This window comes from Bradyrhizobium sp. UFLA05-89 (assembly GCF_059803475.1).
In genome coordinates this window covers 12,251-31,335 of the sequence record NZ_JBANBA010000080.1, presented here as the reverse complement: position 1 = coordinate 31,335, position 19,085 = coordinate 12,251, and the positions used below count along the sequence as shown (strand labels likewise).

Annotated in this window: 13 protein-coding genes and 4 pseudogenes; 6 read left to right on the top strand and 11 right to left on the bottom strand. The window is 58.0% G+C overall.

The window, feature by feature from the left end:
* Positions 1–77 precede the first annotated feature (77 nt).
* Positions 78–272 carry a hypothetical protein gene (locus SO139_RS31745; protein WP_498538062.1) on the bottom strand — a complete coding sequence of 65 codons (195 nt, stop codon included), beginning with the start codon at positions 270–272 and terminating at the stop codon, positions 78–80.
* A gap of 494 nt (positions 273–766) precedes the next feature.
* Positions 767–1,510 (bottom strand): response regulator transcription factor, encoded by a 744-nt coding sequence (locus tag SO139_RS31740; RefSeq protein WP_449384269.1) that lies wholly within the window; start codon positions 1,508–1,510, stop codon positions 767–769.
* A 1,196-nt stretch (positions 1,511–2,706) separates the two neighbouring features.
* Here SO139_RS31740 and SO139_RS31735 point away from each other — a divergent pair.
* A pseudogene (locus SO139_RS31735) lies at positions 2,707–3,779 on the top strand (IS256 family transposase); the annotation flags it as partial.
* Positions 3,780–3,796: 17 nt separating this feature from the next.
* Positions 3,797–3,964, top strand: a complete 168-nt coding sequence (locus SO139_RS31730; RefSeq protein ID WP_449379890.1) for a transposase — start codon at positions 3,797–3,799, stop codon at positions 3,962–3,964.
* 120 nt (positions 3,965–4,084) lie between these two features.
* Here SO139_RS31730 and SO139_RS31725 read toward each other — a convergent pair whose 3' ends face one another.
* The 8 genes and pseudogenes from SO139_RS31725 to SO139_RS31690 form a co-directional block, all read right to left on the bottom strand.
* Positions 4,085–6,475, bottom strand: coding sequence for a T6SS phospholipase effector Tle1-like catalytic domain-containing protein (locus tag SO139_RS31725; RefSeq protein WP_498541168.1), 2,391 nt, complete (start codon positions 6,473–6,475; stop codon positions 4,085–4,087).
* A gap of 123 nt (positions 6,476–6,598) precedes the next feature.
* Positions 6,599–7,519 (bottom strand): GH25 family lysozyme, encoded by a 921-nt coding sequence (locus SO139_RS31720; RefSeq protein WP_449379888.1) that lies wholly within the window; start codon positions 7,517–7,519, stop codon positions 6,599–6,601.
* A 5-nt stretch (positions 7,520–7,524) separates the two neighbouring features.
* A complete protein-coding gene (locus SO139_RS31715; protein ID WP_449379887.1) occupies positions 7,525–7,728 on the bottom strand; it encodes a hypothetical protein in 204 nt (67 codons plus the stop codon).
* Positions 7,729–8,426: 698 nt separating this feature from the next.
* Positions 8,427–8,987: a GNAT family N-acetyltransferase gene (locus tag SO139_RS31710; RefSeq protein ID WP_449379886.1), complete on the bottom strand. Its 561-nt coding sequence runs from the start codon at positions 8,985–8,987 to the stop codon at positions 8,427–8,429.
* A gap of 56 nt (positions 8,988–9,043) precedes the next feature.
* Positions 9,044–9,225, bottom strand: a pseudogene (locus tag SO139_RS31705) (hypothetical protein); the annotation flags it as partial.
* 275 nt (positions 9,226–9,500) lie between these two features.
* A pseudogene (locus tag SO139_RS31700) lies at positions 9,501–9,667 on the bottom strand (cyclic nucleotide-binding domain-containing protein); the annotation flags it as partial.
* 1,428 nt (positions 9,668–11,095) lie between these two features.
* Positions 11,096–11,314 (bottom strand): annotated as a pseudogene (locus SO139_RS31695) (transposase); the annotation flags it as partial.
* 136 nt (positions 11,315–11,450) lie between these two features.
* Positions 11,451–12,014: a hypothetical protein gene (locus SO139_RS31690; protein ID WP_498541167.1), complete on the bottom strand. Its 564-nt coding sequence runs from the start codon at positions 12,012–12,014 to the stop codon at positions 11,451–11,453.
* Between the two features lie 351 nt (positions 12,015–12,365).
* Here SO139_RS31690 and SO139_RS31685 point away from each other — a divergent pair, with 351 nt between their 5' ends.
* The 3 genes from SO139_RS31685 to SO139_RS31675 all read left to right on the top strand — a co-directional run bounded on the left by SO139_RS31685 (position 12,366) and on the right by SO139_RS31675 (position 16,493).
* Entirely contained in the window at positions 12,366–14,006 is a 1,641-nt protein-coding gene (locus SO139_RS31685; RefSeq protein ID WP_498541166.1) for a flavin-containing monooxygenase, read from the top strand.
* Between the two features lie 83 nt (positions 14,007–14,089).
* Complete coding sequence (locus SO139_RS31680) at positions 14,090–15,247, top strand: CoA transferase (protein ID WP_498541175.1); 1,158 nt, start codon at positions 14,090–14,092, stop codon at positions 15,245–15,247.
* Positions 15,135–16,493 carry a CaiB/BaiF CoA transferase family protein gene (locus SO139_RS31675; RefSeq protein ID WP_498541174.1) on the top strand — a complete coding sequence of 453 codons (1,359 nt, stop codon included), beginning with the start codon at positions 15,135–15,137 and terminating at the stop codon, positions 16,491–16,493. Before SO139_RS31680 ends, SO139_RS31675 begins: the two co-directional genes overlap by 113 nt.
* Before the next feature lie 559 nt (positions 16,494–17,052).
* Here the strand turns inward: SO139_RS31675 and SO139_RS31670 are convergent.
* Positions 17,053–17,517: a hypothetical protein gene (locus SO139_RS31670; RefSeq protein ID WP_498541165.1), complete on the bottom strand. Its 465-nt coding sequence runs from the start codon at positions 17,515–17,517 to the stop codon at positions 17,053–17,055.
* Positions 17,518–18,220: 703 nt separating this feature from the next.
* Here SO139_RS31670 and SO139_RS31665 point away from each other — a divergent pair.
* Positions 18,221–19,003: an outer membrane protein gene (locus SO139_RS31665; RefSeq protein ID WP_449379881.1), complete on the top strand. Its 783-nt coding sequence runs from the start codon at positions 18,221–18,223 to the stop codon at positions 19,001–19,003.
* The last annotated feature ends 82 nt before the right edge of the window (positions 19,004–19,085 follow it).

Below are 19,085 nucleotides of genomic sequence, written 5' to 3'. Positions count from 1 at the left end.
TCACGCCAGCCGTGGTCGCATAATTCCGCTGTCGCAGCTGACGGATCGACGACGGGAAGGGGTCGCCAAAACTTGCCCTAATGCTTCCTCAAATCGCTTAGCTTGCGCATGTAATAGCCCTGCTCCACTATGGCCAACCTGATCTCATCGCTAATGCTGGCGACTCGCCTTTTCCTCCTCGGCCACTTCCCCAACGCGCCACTTAGCGGCAATGACGAACCCTGCGTGACGACCAGCAAATCACGTTTATCGTTCACATAAATGTCGAACATGCCCCCTCCGAGCTGACATGCAACGTCAGGGTGCCTCCATCGGTCTCCGGGGAGTGGACCGCGCCTCGACAATTTTGTGCCTACGCCTCCCATTTGGAGCCCCACCAGCTTGCGACGTTGGGCCCGGCCAACGCCGAGGAAGAGGCGCCACCCCCCGGCTTACGCTTGGTGGAATGCCGGCATCTCCGCATCAGATCGCAGTGTTGACGCCGCGCGCCAAAGTGGGTCGACGGACCGCCGCCCCACAGGTGGCGAGAGGCGACCTCTCTCCGCAATAAGTGATCTGGTGCGGCAACATTGCACCCAGCGCAACTCGTCAAATTTGCTTCGCCGCGCTTGGCCACATTGTCGGGAAGGTCGCTCATTTTCCATACCCGGTCGACGGAGATGAATCGGTTTGAGCTGGAGTTCACAGAATGAGTGCAGTGACGCATCGATAAGAGCGCCGCCCAGGAGTCTTTGAGCAAGATTGCCGGCCAGGCTCCCGGAGGATGTTACGTTTTCCTGCTCGCCGCATACCTTTGCGAGGAGAGGGGACTGCTCTCGAGAGGTCCCGCTTTCGATCTGGCCTGAAAGTGAGTCACATTTGATCGCACGAGGCTTGGACGTATCGTCGCAGTATCGGTTCTGATGCTGTCAACGAGCCGCACGATTTCTACGGGGGTACGAAGTTCCAGCTTTTTCATCATCCGAGCACGATTGACCTTCACCGTCACCTCGCTGACATTCAGCCTGATCGCGATCTGCTTGGCGAGCAATCCGTCTGCCACCAACGGTAGGATGTCACGCTCCCGTGCCGTGAGACCCTCGACACGTAGCCGGGCTTCGCGCGCGACGTGCTCGCGCTCCAGCCGACTTCGGTCGCATTCAACGCCAAGCCGCACCGCATCATAAAATTCCTGCTCGCGGAAAGGCTTGGGCAGAAAGTCCACCGCCCCGCGTTTCATCGCTTCCACGGAAACCCGAATATCCGAAACGCCGCTGATAAATACGATCGGAATCAGGATGCCTGAATCGGCGAGTGTTCTCTGCAACTCCAAACCGGTCGGTGACGTGCCGGGGAAGCGAACGTCCAGCACCAGACATGACGGGCCATCAGAGAGATCCTCCGTTATGAATTCGTCAATCGAGCCGAACAGTCTCACCTGAAGTCCGGCATCCTCGCAGAGACTTCCGAGAGCACTCCTGATTTCCTCATCATCATCAACCACATAAATCGTTACCGGGCTCGTACTCATGATTAAAAATCTCCTCGATCGATTTATTTTGTCGCGGGAAGGGAGCGGCGCCGGTTCCGCGCGAAAAATCAGGCAATCATTCTAGTTCAGCTGCGTGACAATGCTGCGGGCCAAATTATAGCTATTGGATTTTGTTCCTGTGGCCGGCGCTTTGATGGGTCGGCAATCTACTCACGTGCGCCTTCGTGCTCAGTAAAAGCAATGCTGCCAACTCTAGCTCCTGCTCGCGCCTTCGCAAAGAGGCTTTGAGCTCATCGAAACAGGCTGGCCTTCGAACTCAAAATCCGAACTGGCGAAGAACGACACTGCATGCGGAAATCAGAGAACCAAAACTGGTTGCGTTGAGAGGCGGTCTCGCCCCAAGATCCGTGTGAGTGAAGGGGACGCTACGCCGGACTGCCAATCCGGCTTTTTGGGGAAAGCTTTTCTCTGATCGCCAGATTGGATGGTCCAATTCACTCCGCCGCATGCGGAAGAAAAGAGATCTCACCGACTGCAGTGTTGAGAAGGACGAACACCCGTGAGGCCTATCTGATCGACGCCGTTCGCCGCGTTAGCGCGCGCGCCGGGATTGGGCAAGCATATCCAGCGGGCGTCCACTACGCTTCATCCCGCGAACACGGCCGATGACTGAATCACGAGAATGTTAGGCCGTGTACTAAAAACTTGGTGGCGCGATGCGATGATGACCATGTCACAAAGCGACTGAAGTTGTGCAGCGATACAATATATCGCGAAGTGCCAGAAGCGGTTATCGAGCGTCAGGGGGCCGCAACCACTACCTATTGGTGGGCGAATGCCCAGCATTCGTTTCGTTCGATCCTCGTCGTCGCTTGAGAACCACTGGCGGAATTAACCCGTTTTTGCGATCGTCCCCCTCAGTGTGGGCGCAAAAACCCTGGCGTAAATGTGGCGTCTGGTTCAGCTCTGTGTAATGCCAACTAAATCGTGCGGACGCTTAGCGCCTCTCGCGCCCCGCTCGCGTCGTTCAACGGGCGGACCGTCGTGTCCAAAAGCTGCGCAGTCTCGCAATCACACGCAGAATTTCGGAAGTGAAGGCAGTTAAATCGCGAGTCTTAAGCTTTGAAAGCCGGTAACCGAGCTATCGCCGAAAGTTGGTGACGGCGGGAATCGGGAAGGCGGCATATCGTGGGGGTGCTTGACGCCTCCACTTCTCCACGAAGGAGCGATATGCCGTGTCCAACGATAACGTCACCAAGCTGATTCAGCCAGGAGGGTTCGACGATCCACTCACCGAAATCTTGCGCGATGGGCGCGTGCCCTGCTGGCCAAGGCGGTCGAGGCGGAGGTCGCGGACTTTCTCGGTAAGCATGCCGATTTGAAAACCCGGGACGGCCATCAGCGCGTGGTCCGCCACGGTCACCTGCCGGAGCGCGAGGTGATGACCGGTATCGGTCCGGTCGTCGTCCGCCAGCCACGCGTGCGCGATCGCGAGGTCTGCGCTGCCGACCCCGATCGCATCCGGTTCTTACCGTCGATCCTACCGCCCTACATGCGCCGATCGAAGTCGATCGAGACGTTGCTGCCAATCCTCTATCTGAAGGGTATCTCGACCGGTGACTTCTCCGAGGCGCTGTCGGCGCTGCTCGGCAAGGATGCTGCCGGGCTGTCGGCATCCGCCGTCGGCCGGCTGAAGGAGGGCTGGCTCGACGAGCACACCGCGCGGCAGAAACGCGATCTTTCGGCGAAGCGCTACGTCTACATCTGGGCTGATGGCATCCATCTCGAAGCACGCCTCGAAGACGAAAAGCAGTGCATCCTTGTGCTGATCGGCGCGACGCCGGAAGGCCGCAAGGAACTGGTCGGCTTCACCGATGGCGTCCGCGAGAGCGCGCACGACTGGCGCGATCTGCTGCTCGATCTGAAGCGGCGCGGGCTCGACGTACCTCCGCAGCTCGTGATCGCCGATGGCGCACTCGGGTTCTGGAAGGCGGCCGGTGAGGTCTGGCCGAAAACGCGCGAGCAGCGCTGCTGGGTGCACAAGGCCGCCAACGTTCTCGCCAAGCTGCCGAAGAGCCAGCACCCGAAGGCCAAACGCGCGTTGCAGGAGATCTGGATGGCCGAAACGAAGGCCGCCGCCGAGCTGGCGTTCGACGCCTTCATCGAGAGCTACACGCCCAAATACGAGAAGGCGGCCGACTGCCTCAGTAAGGATCGATACGCGCTGCTGGCCTTCTACGACTTCCCGGCCGAGCATTGGAAGCACCTGCGGACCACTCCAATCCACTCGAACGCGTCAACGGCGAGATCAAGCGACGAACCGAAGTGGTCGGCATCTTCCCCAATGAGGACGCCATCACCCGTCTGGTCGGCGCCATCCTGCTCGAACAGAATGACGAGTGGGCGGTCCAGCGCGGCCGCTACATGACACTGGAAACGATCGCCCCGTTGGGCGATGATCCCCCCGTCAGCTTCCCGGCAATCGCCAGCTGATCGATCCGGCTCATGCCGGCGAACGTGGTGGCCTAAGCTCAGCTACACCACGCCACGGGACACGATCCATGCCAGCGCGGGGAGACGTTTGAAATCATTATTTATCTGAGGCGCTACGTCCTACTTGGATGGCTTGACGAAGAACGAGATGCAGCCCTGGTGATTGTTGTAGAACCACTGAAAGCTCTGCGGCACCGGCAGAGCTGCTTCATTGACATAGAAGATGAGCTCTCCCGGCACCTTCGGAGATACGTACTCGGAAATCTTTCTGAAAGCCGGATTCGGGTCGGGCTCGAGGAAATCGACCTGATCACCGAATTGGCCGTAGCGTGCGATCGGCTGGAACCACGGCTCGCCATAGTAGCGTCGTAGCGGCAGCTTGAGCACGTGTAGAGCCATTTGATACCAACTAAGCCGTGTCGCATCCGCCGGATCGCCGAAGGTGCTGTAGCCACGGCCATCCGTCGTGACGCCTGCACCGCCCAGCGGGACACCCGGCTGCGTACAGGCCGCGTGATCATCCTTGTAGTTCGGGTGTTGCTTTTTGAGCTCGCCAGGGTCTGGTGTGGTCCAGATGAAATACCGGTCCAGCCGTCCGATCTTGTAGCCGGTCGCATGACATACTTTGCTGGCATCGAACGAGATCAGGACGCCACCGTCAGGAATGTCTGTGGGCGCTGCAGATTTTTCGCAAATGAGGCCGGCCTGATCGACTGCCGTCAAGAGAAACTTCGCGGCGACCGTGACTGTCAGATAGGCTAAGATCGCCGCGGAAATTGCTGGGCCAACGTAGTATTTCCAGATCGATTGCACAAACAGCAGGCCGCTCTTCGGATTGCGCTCCGGCTTGATCGACACGGGAGTCAGTTTCTCGTCAAAAGCCTTCTTCCAGAGCCCCTGCATCTCTCCGGTAACGCTGGAAGCAACACGACTGCTTCCATACAGCAGGGCGGTCAGCACGAGGGCCAACACGCAGAATGTGAAGGGGTAATCCGCGTATGAGCTAAGCCAGCCGGAGGCCCAGCCTGGAACGAAGCCGCTGGCCGTCCGAATGATGTCCGAAACGATGCCAAGCGGGTTCGCATCTGCATTGATCGAATTGCCGCGTCCAGCCAGTGGAAAAATGATCGCAAAGGCGGTCGCCGCGAGAGTTGAGAAGTACAGGGCAGCGCGTAAGTACACTCTCGGCCAAACCCCTTTTCGCTCGGCGCTGACGCGCGCAGCGGCCTGGCTAGCGGTCTCGTAGACGCCGTTTCCCGGCTTGGTTGGAAGTCTCTTGACTTCGAAGGTGCAGTAGTCGGCATTCTCTGGATGCGGGACCGGCTTTGCCATCACGATATCGTATTCGTGCGGAATCCCGATCGGCGCATAGACATGCGCGTTATTCTTGATACGACGTAGCGCGGTCTCGTGGATCTTGGGTCTTTCGATGTAAACCTCGTCCCCCGTAGTTCTGGAAAACCGCTGGTCGCACAACCGTGAAAGCCGACGAGGGCCATAACGATAGTAGGCGCCAAAGCCCGAGCGTGGATCGTAGAGCCTGCCGTCCTTGTCCTGCGCCTGTCTCACCTCGGCCAACGCAGCCGGGTTCTCGGTCTTGAATTTGAGGCCACACGCTCGAGCCTCCTCCATGATCCAGCAAAGAGGGATTTGGGCCAGCGAGTCGTCGGGATAACCTCCGCCCACATTCGCATGGACGCCGCAGAACCAGACCTGCACGATCCGCTCGCTGGCGGTAAAGCCCGGTTTTTCCGTCTCTGCCGGCGCCATCCATTCCGGATCGCGCTCGTTCCAGAGAATGGGATGAAAGGTCGTCCGCTCATCATCGAGTGAAAGTGCGTGGCAGGCGCGTTTCACCTCGTTGCCAAGCGTGTGATTGGGGAGCTCGAGCGGCCAGATCCATTGGCTCACTCCACGCGTCATCTCGTCGATCGGCAACCCGTAAGCCGCCACCGTGTCCCAGAGGCCGAGGAAACGGATCTCAACGGCATGTCGGCGAGCTGGGACCTCTGAATCCCATGCGAGGATAGGCCGACCGATGAGCTTTCGGAATCCCTGATAGAGCAAATACCAGTTGGTATGAAAGTGCTTGCGCTGGTAGTCGCGATAGGCCTGACGGGCCTGCCGATCGAGCTCCTCTTCCGAGATGCTACTCGCATCGATCAGCCCCTGGTCCAGGATCAGCCCCGTCAAGACCCTGATCGTGAAGGCGCCGCGCGAAAAGCCGAAACCAAAGATTTGGTCATCCTTGCCGCGGTGATTGCGGCAAGCAAACTTGTAGAGCTCGCGCACGTTGCGGCGAAGTCCGATGCCGAATGCGCCGCCTAACAGCGCAAGCGGCTTGAACGAAGAGGTGCCGACACCATCATCGTAGAAGGCGACTTGATCGTCGTTCGAGAGGTCAAGTGCGCAGAATAAGCGCCAGACATTCGTGCGCCAGACCTGGGCGGCCGAATTGCCCGTGCCGTCGGAAAGGAGGACGATTCGTCTCGGCATGTCGGCTTTCCTCACCGCAGGAGCAAATCCAGATTGAAGAATTGAATTTTGTTTGAACTCTCGCCTACAGCCCGGCTGCTCATTGACGATGCGACGGGGGCGTACTCCAACAGTTGCGCGCCCCCGCCGCGAGTACAGCTACTCCGCCCACTGGGCCTTCAGATCATCGACGCTACCTGCAAACTGGTCGCAGTCGAGGCGTTTGCGCCGGTCTCCGGGAATTCCCGGTACAGTCTTGCGCCCGGGCCCCTTCTCGCCGTCGGTGTACTGCCACAGCCAATACGTCTGCCAGCTCCGCTGCACGGTTAGATGGTTGCCATATTGTGCCAGCCAAAGCCTGTGCGAGCCGAAAAACGGTTCGCTCCTGTTGCCAAGTGCGGTCTTTAGCGTGTCTCCGCTGTAGAGCACCGCTTTCCGTCCGAGCTCGTTGTTGACAAGCTCCAGGAACTCACGTGCTCCCTCGAGTGTCATCTGGTTTCCATCATCGCGCTCAAAATCAAGGGCAACGAGCGTGTCCTTGTCGGGATCAGCCCAGTCAAGGAAGTTGCTCACCTGATCGCTTATCGGTGCATGGGCCGTACCCCAATGCGTTGCACCCCAAAGCAGCCCTGCACGATTTGCAAGATCACGCCGACGCTTGTACGCATCGTCCCTGCCGGACGCGCCAGTTGTCGCCTTGTGAATGACCCCACGCAGCCCCGCGGCGAATGCCTGATCGAAGCTGACGACACTGTCTCCGTGAAAGATGTCGACCACCAGCGGAACGCGGTCCAGCCCTGTATCCACAGCCGCTTTGCCAGGAGAGAGGGACGGCGACAGCTCGATCCGCTGGATGGAAGAGAAAGCGCCGGCCCACGCATAGGCACTGTCCGCCGTCCGGTACCAATGCGCGTTGCCCTGGACGGCATCGCCGATGACAAGGCCTTCGATCGAAATTGTTGTCCCGGCATTCAGCTTTCGCAGAACCGGAGATTGAAGGCTTGGCGAGCCCTGTCTCAGATTGACCCTGACATTTGCGGTGGCTTGGCCGTTAATAGGCAATTCAACAGCTGATCCCATGGCATTTATCCTACGGCGTCATCGGAAGAATTAGTGGCAACATGCTTCACTGCGGGAGCATCCGGCTGGTTGCCTGAAATCCGCGTTATGAAACCTTCGATGAAATCGGCACCGGTGTAGCCGGCTGCCGCGATCGTAAACAGCTGCTCGGGAGAAATAGTCTTGCTGGTATCCGTGATGAGAGTGATTGCGGCAAAGGCGCCGGCCACGCCCGAGCCGGTAGACAGCAGGCGAGATACGCCCGTGACGGCAAGTCAATCATCTCACACGCGCCCCCACGTGAAGGAATAAGCAAGCCAAATGCAATGCGTAAAGTATTTGAGGGTCGACCTCCTTCAGCAACTCCCAAACGGGGGGGGCCCGAACATATCCACAGCCGAAAGTTGATCGACAAGATTGTAAAGCGCGCGGTAGCGCTCTCTCAACACCCTCGAAGCAAGTCTTTTGCTCGCGATACAACCCAAGCATTGGCTACGAAAGCGCAAACGAAAGATATGAAATAGGTCTAGTTAACGACCTCCTCTCAAAAGATGTTCGCGGCCGTCTTTAGCCAGGCATTCGGTGCGGGCAAGATGACATCATAGGCTTGCCGGGCCTCCCGCGGATCATGCGTAGCAGCGATGGGCAGGACGATCCGGCACCCGGAGCGGTATTGTTCGCTCGCCGCGAGAGTACTTCGCGAAAGCCAGCTAATTCGCTAAGAATCAGCAATAGTTGAAAATCAGATCGAATTGCGTGTCTCGCGCATCCTATCGCTACGTGACCACCGTAGCTGTCTCGCTGTCGTGGCTTTCGCCTATTCAACGATGCTCACTAGGCTGCTCGAAAAGCGGCGGAGCCAGCCAGCGCCAGTAGTATTGCGTAGTCCAATTGGCCGAAAGAGTGCCCACGGATTCCAATGCAAGCCTTACAGCAGTTGAATCCGGCTAGAGCGGGATAGTGCGCGTTGCCGCCGAGAGTCTAATCGCGATCGCCCCTTAGGAGCGCCTTGCGTACGCGGGGTACTGAGGCATTGCAGTGGCAGCTTTAGACGTGGGCCGATCTCTGCAAAACCAGCCTTGAAGTACAATGCCAAGCTGGAATTGCGGCTCCACATCGGCTGCCTGGGCGCCGCCAATTCAAGCTGGCCCCAGCCTTTTGCCGCCCCCAAGCGTACGGCAGCCTCAATGAGGCGCATCGCGACCCCAGACGATCGCTGGTCCGGCACCACGTAGAGTTCGGTGATAGTGGCGTAGGTCCCGCGCGCGAAAAGGGCTGCACTTTCCGACAACATAATGACGCCGACCGGGCGGTCCTCCGCGAAAGCTAGAAACCCATAGATACGTTCCTTCATGGCAAGAAGTTCAGCCACAAGCTGGGTATCTGGTTCGGCCAGTACCTGGCCGGCGCCGAGTTCGGCGACTAGGGCAGCAACCATGTGGGTCACCGTTGGGGCGTCATCGACAGACACTTCGCGCGTGGTCACCATATGTGATCCTCCTCCAAGCTCAAGCAACATGCACCTGGTGCATCGGCGGGCATCGCAACCGGCGCGAACGCAAAGGACGTTCCACGCTCGACCAGACTGACGAAGATCCGCGCCGCGAACAGCAGCATCGCGCCTTAGCGAAGTTTAGGACGCCGGATGTCCTATAGATCAGCACAAAGCCGATGGCGACCAGCGAAAGCAGAGCAGCGCGATAGTCGTTCTGACATCGTCGTCCAATGACTAAATCCTCTCAGACAATCTTCGTATGCGCGAGTCCAAGACAAACTCTTTTTGACAGAGTGGAGATAATCAGCCTTTCGTATTTTTCGAGTAGACGCGTTGATATTTGCGCGCAGAAAAACGACCAACGCGCACCGGTTGGTGACGAAATCATGCAAGTCGCTGATAACCCAACGCTCGCACTTGCATTTGACACTCGTTGGCTTATGCGCTGCGCCCAACCCGTCGTAAACTTCGCTCATCTCGCCCGTTGTAACCCGGTGCATCTCACCGTTCTCGGGTAAAAATGTCACCGACCAAGTGAAATGCGCCGATCTGGCGCTGACCATCGGAGAGTAGCTTGTAGCTCCGCACTGCACCTCGCTTACGAGATAGACGTACTCGGCAGGCTCCTTTTCGCCGTAGAGTTGCTTCCCCGTTTTGTACGTGAATTCGCTTGACGATGGGTTGAGTTGCTCGCCAAGCGGAAGTGTTTGAGCGAATTTGGGCGAGGCGCGTGGTCTGTGGTGATGCGAACAAACATCAGCCGGCTCCTGAATCAAAAATCAACCCGGACAAAAACTCTCAAAACAGAATTCAGTGTCGCTGGCACGTCTAGCAGCGTTCAGGGACTCTCAGTATGACGGTTATAGCATTTACACGAATCGTAAGACCGTCAATCTCGCGGTTTTTGATCTAGATCCGAAGCAGTCTAGGGATAATTGGTTCAATGGCTGGCAGTCCATGGCCTGGCATTCTGCCCAGGTTCACGAACCGAGCGAGGCAAAGTCAACGATTTCCGGCGCGCTGAAGTTCCTTGAGGGAGAAATGCGTCGCCGGTCTGCAGTATGCCGCCGTATCTCGACTTCAACTGGAGTTCCGGTCGCGAGTGAGCGCGACGGGGTTCTTTGAGGTGCGTCAACAAAGGTTCAGGTCGGCGGTTGAGATCGCCTTCACATTGTGGAGACAGAAATGCATTTTCGTACACCACCAATTGCCGCGGTGGCCGTTCTTGGCTTGATACCGATCTCTGCGGAGGCCGGTTCAGAGTGTCCGGTTACGTTTCCAGTCGAGTTGGGGAGTAAACTCTAGCGGCTACTTCAATGTTTCGGCCGGCGGTACATTTATTGCCGCTCAAGCTGGACGGGTGATTGCCGCTTCGACCAATCTCTCAAAAGCCCGCACATGGGACTCTGAAGAAGCTGAACATATCTACTTACACCTACACCGCCAAAGTGGGCAAGGGCAACGACGCGTTTGCCGTCAGCTTCACGGGAAAGGGCCCTTCGGGTTCGGGAACGTCGGTAATCACCATGAACGCGACAGTTCAGTGAGACGTGGCCGAGGCCGGTTTAATAGGACATACGGGCCAAGACTAGCGTCGGGAGTGACCTACTCCCGGCTCCGCAGGGCAAAAGCCGAAGCGCCGGGCGGCCATCCCGAAGGGGCCGGCCAGCCAGGTGAGTGTCAATCACGGCGTTCGAGCATGCGAGCCTCCATCGCCAACGCCCGCATCAAAGACCCGCACAGCAGGCGGACGCGGACGAATCTGATCGAGTTCGAGTGCTATTCGTTCTGATACGACGCGCTTCTCGCTGCACGTATTGACGAACATTAGGTACTTTTGTCGATTGTCATGAAATCGAAGGTTCTTCTCGGGCTCGACATCTTTGATCACTTGAACCGCAGCGTGCGAAAAACTCAGTCCATGCAACGGATGACACGTCAGTCTCTTTCTCAATGATGGTAGCAATTCTTTCGTGAGGTCACGAGCCGTCGACAATGCAAAGAGCAGAGAGCCGCCGCACAAGGCCATATCGAAGATCGTGTCCCGTGGCGTGGTGTAGCTGAGTGGGTGTCACCACGTTCGCCGGCATGGGCCGGATCGGTCAGCTGGCGATAGCCGGGAAGCTGACGGCGGGATCATCGCCCAAAGGCGCGATCGTTTCCAGCGTCATGTAGCGGCCGCGCTGGACGGCCCACTCGTCGTTCTGTTCGAGCAGGATGGCGCCGATCAGGCGAATGATGGCGTCCTCGTTGGGGAAGATGCCGACCACTTCGGTCCGCCGCTTGATCTCGCCGTTGACGCGTTCGAGCGGATTGGTAACCGGTATGAGATTTCTCGGTGCCGATGTTCCGCTGCGATATTCAAGATCGTAGCGTATGGTGCGACCATCGGGACAGAGGCACCGGGAGCACGAAGGTGCGGGCAGGCCGATGCATACGATGAGCCGCGAGCTCGAGTTAGTAGCTGGCCGCCTCTGCGACTCGCCCGGTTGCGCTGAGAGCGCGAATCCGTAGTTGTCGTGTCGCCCGTAGCTCCCGTCTTGTGTTCTGATTGGCAGGAGGTGCGAATGCGTCCCAGCTCTTGGTTACGCCGCGCTCGACGTGCCAGGTGTCAGAACCATCCTGCCGTAAGATCTCATAAAGTTCCCGAACAGAAGGCTTATACTTCATGGTTGCAATATACGAGGCGACGTTGTCTGCGGAATTGCCGCTCAAATACTGAACGGCTGGGGCCGTTGCGTGCAGCCGGCCGGATTCGTTGGAGATGAGGCCCCACGATTCGAAGAGTCGAACCATGGTGCGCGTTGGCCGCTCGCGGAGAGAGAAATGAAGTCGTAGCTCCTCCTCCGTTACCGGATGACCATCGAGATAAGTAAAGAGATCAAGCCATGAGACTGCGGCGATATAGAGATCAGCGGCATAGGAGCTATCGCGCCACTTGATGATTTGTGCAATATCGGGAGAATAGACAGGGGCGGCTTCAGCGATATCGCCGCGTGACGTCAGTGCAGACGATTGCATTGCCGCAAGTCCTTCTCAGAACGATTTGTATCAATGGATGAGCTATTGCTGAAGCTCGGCGAGCTCTGATGCGATATTCAGCCAGCAATCAGTGACACATGCCTGTCATCTAAATCAATTGCTAGTGTTGGTAGTTGACCTTTTCCAAATGTTGCATGCCGCACGATGTTGTAGGAGTAGCGGCCCCGACAATCCCATGCCGTGCGATTATTCGTGAGAGGCGTTATCTAAGACGCGGCAATGCGGAGCACTTCTTCACATGCTTAGCGCTGATACGAGTGCGACGCTTACTCTCTGGTACGGTACTTGCTGTTCTCCTCGCTGGGGCCTCAACGGCACGCAGGAGGAGAAATGATCCAGCCCACGGTTAGACCCAATGGTGGTAAGGGCGCGCATGCGACAGCGAAATTCGACGCTGTTGTCATCGGAGCGGGCATTGCGGGCCTTTATCAACTCTACCGTCTGCGGGAGCTCGGGCTGAGCGTCAGGGCGATCGACGCGGCCTCCGGCGTCGGCGGCACTTGGTATTGGAACCGATATCCCGGTGCGCGCGTCGATTCGGAAGGCTACATCTATCAATACCTTTTCTCGGAAAAACTCTATAAAGGATGGAGCTGGAGCGAAAAGTTTCCGAGCCAGCCGGAAATCGAACGCTGGCTGAATTTCGTAGCGGACGAGCTTGATCTACGTCGAGACATTCAGTTCAACACGACGGTCAAGAGCGCTCATTTCAATGAAACGGTGGAACGATGGGTGGTCACGACCGACAATGGTGATGTGATAGACGCCCAGTTTCTCGTCACTTGTTGTGGCATGCTCTCGGCGCCCCATGTATCCTTCCCGGGGCAGGAGACCTTCAAGGGCCAGGTGTTTCATACGGCGCGATGGCCGCATCAGCTGGTCGATCTCGCTGGCAAGTGTGTGGGCGTGGTTGGTATCGGAGCGACGGGAATCCAAGTTATCCAGACGATCGCGGAAGAGGTTGGCCATCTCAAGGTGTTCGTCCGCACCCCACAATACATCATCCCTATGAAGAACCTCAAGTACGCGGCCGCGGACGTCGATGTCTACAAGTCAAAGTTCAAAGTCCTTGCGGAGCGGCTGCCGCATACCTTCACGGGCTTCGAGTATGACTTCGAATACGCCTGGGCCGATCTACCCCCTCAACAGCGTCGCAAGGTGATAGAGGATTGCTGGAACGACGGTTCTGTAAAGTTGTGGATTTCATCCTTCGTTGAGCTGTTTTTCGATGAAACGATTAACGGGGAGATATCCGAATTCGTGCGCGCGAAAATGCGCGAGCGCCTTAGGGATCCCAAGCTGTGCGACCTGCTGATCCCAAGCGAATACGGTTTCGGCACCCACCGGGTACCTTTGGAGCAGAATTTCCTCGAGGCGTTCAAGCGACCCAATGTGGAGATTGTCAGTGTCAAGACCAACCCAATCGAGCGCATCACGGCCGAAGGCATTCAGACGGCGGATGGCACGGTTCACCCACTTGACGTTATCATCCTGGCGACCGGATTCGACGCAGGAACTGGCGCTTTGACTCGTATCGACATCCGCGGTCGCGACGGACGATCACTGAAGGAAGAATGGAGCAGAGACATTCGGACCACTATGGGGTTGCAGGTGCACGGCTATCCCAATCTCTTCACGACCGCCGTGCCGCTTGCTCCCTCGGCAGCGCTTTGCAACATGACCACCTGCCTGCAGCAGCAGGTCGAGTGGATAACCGGATGCATCAGCTATCTCCGTGACAAGAACCTGAACGTAATCGAGCCCACCAAAGAGGCGGAAGAAAAATGGGTGGCGCATCATGATGAGACTGCCAATGAGATGTTAGTCGCCAAGACCAATTCTTGGTACTTGGGATCGAACGTCGAAGGGAAACCGCGCCGGGTGCTCTCCTACACCGGCGGGGTAGGCAGCTATCGACAAAAATGCGACGAGGTCGCCGCAAGCGGCTATCAGGGCTTTGCTATGCACTAGCTCCATACTTAAGAACGATTCGGATGCGAGCAATTGCGAGAGTTCCCGACTGATGGCCTCTTATCTGGGAAAATGGAGCCGTGATGGGAGTGCTGTCAGCTCTTCGGGTCGTCGAGATTGGCAGTTCGGCGGCAACTAGCTATTGCGCGCGATTGTTGGCCGACTTCGGCGCGGATGTTCAGAAGGTCGAACCGCCGGCGGGCGATCCACTTCGCGACTGTGCGCCGCTCACTCCGATGGGGCAGAGCGTTTGGTTCGCGTTCCTGAACTTCAACAAATCAAGCACGATCATCGACCCCGCTGCCCCGAATGCGATCGCGCGGCTGACTGCGATGATCGAAAACTGCGATATACTGATTGACGGCAGGGACGTTGATGCAGCGGATTGCCCGCCCATTGACATCGCCGCGATTCGCCAGCGGCGATCCAGATTGATCTGCCTCGAAGCGAGCTGGTTCGGCCGCGAGGGTCCTTATGCAGGATTTGCCGCAACCGATGCCACCATCCGCGCGCTCGCCGGCCTCGTCAAGCTGGTCGGACCGGTCGAGGGGCCGCCGCTGCACGCACCAGATTTCCAGACCGGTATCCTCGGCGGTTTGTGGGGGTTCATCGCCGCGGCCTCTTCGGCGGTTGCACGAACGAAGGGTGAAGCAGGGGCGTCGTGGTCGGTCAGCATCTTCGAATCGAGCCTGGCTATCAGCGAATATCTCATGTTCGAGGCATCGGCGCGCGGCGAGGTCATGCGCCGGATTGGCGTTAATCGCTTCTGGCCGGTTTTTCCGGGCGGCATTTACGAGACCAGGAAAGGATGGCTCGGTGTGACGACGTTCACACCGGCACAATGGCGCGCATTCTGCGATATGCTCGGCCTGTCCGAACTGCGCGACAATCCGGCTCTGGTCCTCGGCGAAGAGCGATTGAAGCACATTGAGAGGATCGAACAACAGTTCGTGCCGAGGCTGAAAGCGCGGACAGCGCAGGAGTGGTTTGCGGAGGGACGCAAGCGGAAGATCCCGATCGTCTCCGATCTGCTGCGCGATACCAAAAAAAAAGGTGCGCGGCGCAATCGTGCCTGTCGTGCTTGGCCAAGAAGAAGGCATGACCGCCGGATCGATGCAGCGGCTCACCATGACGCCGCCGCGACGAGGCGGCAAGGTTCCGGAACCGGGCGAGCAGCAAACTTTTGCGGACATCCAAAAGCAGCGATCCTTGGCTATGTCGCAGGCGGCCAGGTGCGTTGATGCCGGACGGCAGCCCTTGCGTGGGATCCGCGTCATTGACTTCACGATGGGCTGGGCAGGTCCGTTGTGCACGCGCACTCTGGCTGATCTTGGTGCAGACGTCATCAAGATCGAGTCCACCAAGTACCCGGATTGGTGGCGCGGTGTTGACCGACGGCCCGCTTATGTCGACGCTCAGATGTACGAAAAGACACCGGCCTTCTGCGTCATGAACCGCAACAAGCGAGGCATCACGCTCGATCTCACGCAGCCCCAAGGACTCGCTCTTGCCAAGCGTCTTCTGGCGGGAGCCGACGTCGTCGTAGACAATTATTCGGTTGACGTGCTGCCAAAGCTCGGGCTTGGCTACGAGGTGCTTCGAACGCTCAATCCTCGGCTTGTCATGTTGTCGATGTCAGCTTTTGGAGCAAACAGCCTCAATCGCGATTGTCGGGCCTACGGCTCGACCCTCGAGCAGGGCTCTGGGCTGCCGATGGTAGTCGGAAATCCGGACGGCCCTCCCGTGATGAGCCACGTTGCCTTTGGGGATGCCGTCGGTGGGTTGAACGGCTGCGCAGCGGTCCTGGTCGCGCTGATTCACGCCCGCGATACCGGGCTAGGACAGTTCATTGACCTGTCGCAAATCGAATGCATGATGCCGTTTGCGGCGCCTTGGATCACCGTTCAATCGATCGGCGGCGTGCCGCCACCTAGGTATGGTACTCGACATCCGCAGTTCGTGCCGCATGGCTGCTTCCGGTGCGCAGGTGAGGACAGCTGGGTCATGGTAGCGGTGAGCGACGAGACAATGTGGCAGAGGCTTGCCATTATCATTGGACGGGCAGACTGGTCGAAAGACGCATCGCTGCAATCTGCGGAAGCGCGCCGCGGCATCGAGGATGAGATAGAGAAGGTCATCGAGGCCTGGACGCTCACCCGCGATGCCGAGCAGGCGATGTCGATGTTGCAGGCGGAAGGAATTGCGGCTGGCGTAGCCCGGCAGCCAACTGACCTGCTTACGGACCCGCATCTCCGGTCGCGTGCATTTCTGCAGAAAGTGGAACGTGCGTTCACTGGCGTGCATCCACAGCCGTCAATGCCGATTCGGGATGGTTCTCGGCCTCTTGCGATCCGCATGGCAGCGCCAACTCTGGGAGAGCACAACAGCGAGATCCTAACAGGACTTCTAGGGCTCTCCGGCACCGAGATCGCGCAATTGGCGTCGAAGGGCATCATCGGGACGTCGATGGTCGCCGTGCGGAGTTAGCAAAAAGCTAACAAGCGCCCTGAACATAACAGTCGACCGCAACGACGCACATTTGCCAACGTCCGCTTTTTTCGTTCGTGGTGGAGGTGCCGATCGGTGAGCGTACCCGCCGGCTTTCTCTAGCTCGCGGAGGACGAGTCGTCCGGTGTCAGATCCGCGACAAATTCGACATTGAGCTCTTCCTAGCGTCGAAGGTCTTGGTCTTCGGCTTTGGAGTTCTTGGGTCATTTGCACTCCTGGTTCGATGTGCCGCAAGCGGCAGGACGGCCGGGAGACAAGATAGTTGGATTTCGGTCGTTGCCGACATGCGATTGGTCCGAAGAATATCGGCGCAGAGCGCGCCCGTAATGCGACCACGGGGCTTTGGCTTACCCCGGTAATGCGCACTCGCCCCCTCGGACGGTTATAGCCGAGCCAAACGGATGCTGATGGCCTTTCTTGGTTTGGAGGAAGGAAAAATCGGCACGCACAATATTTGCCAGCGTCACGGCCAGCCTTACGCTGCTTCGAGCGAAGAAGCTCTGCATCCCCATGGCCTATTGGTCGGGAAATCCAATCTTCATCGTTCCGGTCGACCTCCTTCAATCCGCAGGGTCGGCAGCTGCCAGGAACCACAATGAAAGTTAATGCCAGCGCCCGCTGGCAAGTTGAGCGTCGTCAAGAGAGGGAAGAGGACTGCAGGCTTGAACAGCTCAGAGCCGACGAAGAGTGGAAGTTCAATATTCGCGAGAAGTTTTGCGGTTTCAATGGAATAGATCACGTCCTGCGAGGCCCGCTGCGTGGCGCCTTTCATCCAGACCTGAAGAAAACGGATCTGATCGGTTGCGGAGTTCGTGGAAGTGACTTTCCCGAAGAGCTCCATCGCCTGTGTTGATTCGGTTTGAATTCGTTCCTGCCAATGACAATAGATATCGAAAGCTCTTTTCGAGAACTCCGTCTGCGTCTCAATGGCTCGCTTGGCAAAGTCCTGAAATGCGCCTGTAGCAATGCCTATGTCATCGTTGAGTCCATCTTCCTTCGTCATCACCATCTCCTGTTGTTGTGATTGCTAGCGCCGGCGCTCGAATCGTCCAGGATGAGAAAGGGGGGCGATGGGATGCCCTCGTCGAAACGTGCAGCATGAGCCGCGCGGTGCGCTCTCAGGCCCGTTGCACAGCAGCATGATCGCTCAGCTCGGCGCCGCGCCAAGCACTTCTGCCGATCTGACAGAGGACACCAGAATAGCTTTCGTTGATCAATCGGGCTGGCCTCATCTGGACCCTTGGGAAGACCGTAGGAGCGCACCGGCGCCGTCACCTCTAATCCATCCCAGCAATCGCCGTGCCACTAACGAGGTTGCGCGCGTCCCTCTGTGAAGAAAAAACCTCGTGTTTTGCAGCCAGCGCTGCTGGAGACCTTCGTCAGGCTGGACATCCGTGTCTTCAACCGGACAGAGATGACGATCCTAAAATGAGGCGACCGCCTGGACCGCGATATTCGTACCGATGGGGTACTGCCCAGCTCCCGACCTTTCGGTTCTGCGAACGCCCTTGTGCGGCGCCTGTCTAGGGCAGAACTTCGCCCCCGGGCTTATCGACCTACTCATGAAGTTGCGGGGCTGTTGCGGCAGATTTGATATTGCCTGCGATGCAGTCAACTACCAACCTTGTCAATTGATGGAGAGGACGAACACATGGCTATCGTGACCGATAGACGATCAAGCGAACCACGGAACGGAGCCAAAAAGAATGAAAGAAATGCTGCTGGGCATAGTTGCCCTGATTGCGATGGCCGCTTCAGTCTCCGCCGCTGATCTGACGGTGCGGCCCCACGTCAAAGCGCTCGCAACGGTCACTCGGATCTACGATTGGACCGGCTTCTACGCCGGCATTGATGGAGGTGGAGGCTCCGCGCATCAGTGCTGGGACGTCGTCAATGCTGGCGGCTTGGTCGTCGCTCCGCCGCTCATCATGGGATGCCATAGTGCGACAGGAGGCACCGCCGGCGGTCAAATCGGCTATCGATGGCAGGCGGCGAACTGGGTGTTCGGCCTTGAGGCGCAGGGCAACTGGGCCGATTTCAAGGGCTCCAACACCAACCTCGCCTTCGCAGGCGTCAAAGATGAATCAAAAATTAATGCATTTGGCCTGTTCACGGGTCAGGTCGGCTATGCCTGGAATAACGTGCTGCTCTATATGAAGGGTGGCGCTGCAGCCGTCCGCGACAAATACCGGGTCTTCGATCTTGCGAGCGAGCTGACAATCGACAATGGCAGCGAAATTCGTTGGGGCGGTGCGGTTGGCGCGGGTGTTGAATTCGGCTTCGCTCCGAATTGGTCTATCGGCGTTGAGTACGACCACTTGTTCATGGGCCGTCGGGATGTGGACTTCTTTTTCTCAAGCGGTTTCACAGGCGCTCCAGCGAGCGCTCGTGCAGGGACCGCCCGCATCGGTCAAGACGTTGACATCGGGTTGGTTCGCGTGAACTACCACTGGAGTGACGGGGCTCGCAATATTGACCTTCGCAAGTAAGGATCGCGCAGCAGCGCCGATGCCACGTGGCGTGTCGTGGAAGCGTCAAACGACCATCTGCCGCAAGAATGGTTTGGCAGTT

Excerpts from the sequence above, each read along its gene's own strand:
- SO139_RS31745 (WP_498538062.1), bottom strand. The coding sequence starts at position 272 with ATGTTCGACATTTATGTGAACGATAAACGTGATTTGCTGGTCGTCACG.
- SO139_RS31740 (WP_449384269.1), bottom strand. The coding sequence starts at position 1,510 with ATGAGTACGAGCCCGGTAACGATTTATGTGGTTGATGATGATGAGGAA.
- SO139_RS31720 (WP_449379888.1), bottom strand. The coding sequence starts at position 7,519 with ATGGGATCAGCTGTTGAATTGCCTATTAACGGCCAAGCCACCGCAAAT.
- SO139_RS31710 (WP_449379886.1), bottom strand. The coding sequence starts at position 8,987 with ATGGTGACCACGCGCGAAGTGTCTGTCGATGACGCCCCAACGGTGACC.
- SO139_RS31690 (WP_498541167.1), bottom strand. The coding sequence starts at position 12,014 with ATGCAATCGTCTGCACTGACGTCACGCGGCGATATCGCTGAAGCCGCC.
- SO139_RS31685 (WP_498541166.1), top strand. The coding sequence starts at position 12,366 with ATGATCCAGCCCACGGTTAGACCCAATGGTGGTAAGGGCGCGCATGCG.
- SO139_RS31680 (WP_498541175.1), top strand. The coding sequence starts at position 14,090 with ATGGGAGTGCTGTCAGCTCTTCGGGTCGTCGAGATTGGCAGTTCGGCG.
- SO139_RS31675 (WP_498541174.1), top strand. The coding sequence starts at position 15,135 with ATGACGCCGCCGCGACGAGGCGGCAAGGTTCCGGAACCGGGCGAGCAG.
- SO139_RS31670 (WP_498541165.1), bottom strand. The coding sequence starts at position 17,517 with ATGACGAAGGAAGATGGACTCAACGATGACATAGGCATTGCTACAGGC.
- SO139_RS31665 (WP_449379881.1), top strand. The coding sequence starts at position 18,221 with ATGAAAGAAATGCTGCTGGGCATAGTTGCCCTGATTGCGATGGCCGCT.